At 57.6% G+C, this 2,649-nt stretch carries 2 protein-coding genes and 3 pseudogenes; 4 read left to right on the plus strand and 1 reads right to left on the minus strand.

Annotated elements, in window-relative coordinates; all coding sequences use genetic code 11:
- Positions 1 to 186 (plus strand): FAD-binding protein (locus GNZ12_RS42315; RefSeq protein WP_172318752.1); only part of this gene is annotated, 186 nt, incomplete at its 5' end.
- A gap of 11 nt (positions 187 to 197) precedes the next feature.
- On the opposite strand, the pseudogene GNZ12_RS42320 reads toward GNZ12_RS42315, so the two are convergent.
- Positions 198 to 936: pseudogene (locus GNZ12_RS42320) on the minus strand (IS6 family transposase).
- Positions 937 to 989: 53 nt separating this feature from the next.
- Here GNZ12_RS42320 and GNZ12_RS42325 point away from each other — a divergent pair.
- The 3 genes and pseudogenes from GNZ12_RS42325 to GNZ12_RS42335 all read left to right on the plus strand — a co-directional run.
- Positions 990 to 1,508, plus strand: a pseudogene (locus tag GNZ12_RS42325) (porin); the annotation flags it as partial.
- 30 nt (positions 1,509 to 1,538) lie between these two features.
- Positions 1,539 to 1,703: pseudogene (locus GNZ12_RS44875) on the plus strand (heme-binding protein); the annotation flags it as partial.
- A gap of 296 nt (positions 1,704 to 1,999) precedes the next feature.
- Positions 2,000 to 2,551 (plus strand): gamma-glutamylcyclotransferase, encoded by a 552-nt coding sequence (locus tag GNZ12_RS42335; RefSeq protein WP_172318754.1) that lies wholly within the window; start codon positions 2,000 to 2,002, stop codon positions 2,549 to 2,551.
- Positions 2,552 to 2,649 lie beyond the last annotated feature (98 nt).

Genomic DNA, 2,649 nt, shown 5'->3' on the forward strand with positions numbered 1-2,649 from the left:
GCCTTTGGCGGTGGTCATCCCAGGTCGATCGACGAACTGATCAAAGGGATCGAGGTATGCCGGCGCTACAACGCACCTGTCCTGATGCGAGGTGCCGGTACCTCGATGAGCGGGCAAACCGTCAACACGGCAGTCGTGTTCGACGGCACTGTCAACTTGCGGGACTTCGTCGGTGTTGATGGATGAGGCCCAGTCGCTCAGAAGGCATTCGACGGAGTTTGGGTGACGTTGGTGAATTCGCGCCATGCGGCGAACCGGGGTGCGAGGTGTTTGCGATAAAGAGAAGCGCGCAGCAGATGTCGTTTCAGAGCGAAGTGCTGACGGATCGGACCGAAACTCGACAGGAAAGCCTGCGTGCGCTTCGGGTCGCGAAAGCCTCGCATACGCCGCTCGCGCTCCCGCGTGGTTTGATGGCTGTTCTCTGCACGATTGTTGACGCGGGCCGCAGCCTTGACGAACACCTGCTTCACGTTGACCAACTCCGGGATGTCGGCTTTCGCTGCCGGATAGCTGCGCAGCTGGTCCGTGACGATCTTTCGCGGCACGTCAGGACAAGCCAACAGTACACGTTTAAAGAAACGTTTGGCGGCGGCCTTGTCGCGCCGCTTTTGCAGCAGGGTGTCGAGGTCGACGCCCTGCTCGTCGACTGCCCGCCAAAGCGGGTACGGTTCGCCACGCAGGGTGACGAACATCTCATCGAGGTGCCACGTGCTACCGCGGCTTGCGGCGCGCCGCTTTCACCCGGTGGGCAAAGCCCGCGCCGAACTTCCCGCACCAGCGGCGAATCGTCTCGTAGCTGACCGTCACGCCGCGCTCGACCAGCAACTCTTCAATGTCGCGCAGGCTGAGCTGAAACCTGAAATACCAGCGCACCGCGCAACTGATGACCGCCGCCGGGAACCGGTGGCCATGATAAAGCGATTTCGTTTTCGGCATCACATCATGTTACGCGAACACCCCGCCCAACGTGACAGCGCCGTTGGGACAGATCTATCCTCTACGAGTCCCCGTCGATTTACGGCTTCAAGTTTTCCGCAACGGAAACAGCGCCAGGCACTGGCGCACATAACCAGTCGGCGGCAGTGGAATATACCCAGGGGCCGCTCTACCTGGCCGGCCAGGTGCGGCGAGTGAAATACGGACTCGGCATTACTCCGGCCATAAATCGTCAGGATACCTACTTTTTTGGCGGTTCCTACAATATCGGCTATGCGAAATTGTATGCGTCATACGCCCACAATGCCGATTCCAACAACGGTGCAATTGACAACACCTATCAGGGTGGCGTGTCGGTTCCATTCGGCAACCTGGCGTTGGACATCGCCTATTCGAGGACGAATACGCCAATCGGGGGTGGCACGCCTGAGCACTACCGCAATACCGCCGGCGTGACATTTGACTACGCCCTGTCCAAACAAACGGACGTATACGCAAGCTACCTTTACGACAAGTTAAGCACTGCTGGAACCGCGAACAGCTTCGGCGCCGGGATCCGGCATGCATTCTAGGGGATTCCAATTCGACTTTGGAGTAGATCCATCAGAACCAAACACATTCTTACTCTCGCTGAGGTTGACGAAATTCTGGCCGCAGCACGGAATGAGGCGGTCAAACACAACTGGGCGGTCACGATCGCTGTGGTGGAGGACGGAGGACATCTGCCTGGGCTTTCTCGACTGGACGGCGCGTCACCCGTAAGCGCTTCTCGACGGTATTTCCCTAACCAAATATGCCTGGCGGGAATACCCGCTATGCGCGCCTCACCCCTACACATCATCGACTGATTAGTCGACCATTCCCATGTGCTTTGCGCCTATCGCGGCAATCACCCAATCATCGCACGGAGCACTAGCGTAACAACGAGTGGGTACGCGATCCTGCTCGTTCTATTGTCTTGAGCGTTTGGGTCGGTTTTGCGTTTCCTCCACTCCATTGATCCGCTGACGCTTCGCGTCACGTCTGACTTTGACCCTTGTCGCCCCATCTAAATGAGTGCACCGTGACAGACCGAACGATGATCAGCTCGGGCCAATACCTCGAGCATTTCAAATCCATTCCAAAACACGTACGTTGGACTCCCGCCCAGATCGAGCAATCCATGCGCGACACCCTGGATGCTCGTCCGGACACCGGTGATCTATGGATTTTCGGCTACGGGTCATTAATATGGAATCCTGTCTGCCAGTTCGAGACGCAACATAAAGCATTCCTGGATGGATGGCATCAGAGTTTTTGCCTAAGAACGATTGCCGGACGCTCGAGCCCACGGTTGCCCGGCAGGATGCTGTCATTGGAGCCTGGCGGAAGGACCGAAGGCGTTGCGCTGCGGTTACCCGCGTGCGCACTTGAGGACGAATTGCCGCTTTTATGGATCCGCGAAATGCCGACGGGTGCGTATCGACCGATCTGGTTACCGATAGCGATGGAGGATGGCACCCGTCCCATGGCATTGATATTTGTTGCCGATCAGAATCACCCTCTCTATGCGCCCAACGCCTCTGTTGCTTCAGTAGCGGCATTCGTCGCGTCCGCCTACGGCCCCCTTCTATGAGCAGTAATTTGTCAAGGCCGCTTACAAAGCGTCGATCAATTTCTTCCGCATCTCCTTGCTAGAGCGTATGGCGGGGTCAAGGGCAGGCGAAGCCTGGC

Source organism: Paraburkholderia solitsugae, from assembly GCF_013177695.1.
Classification (GTDB): Bacteria; Pseudomonadota; Gammaproteobacteria; order Burkholderiales; family Burkholderiaceae; genus Paraburkholderia; species Paraburkholderia solitsugae.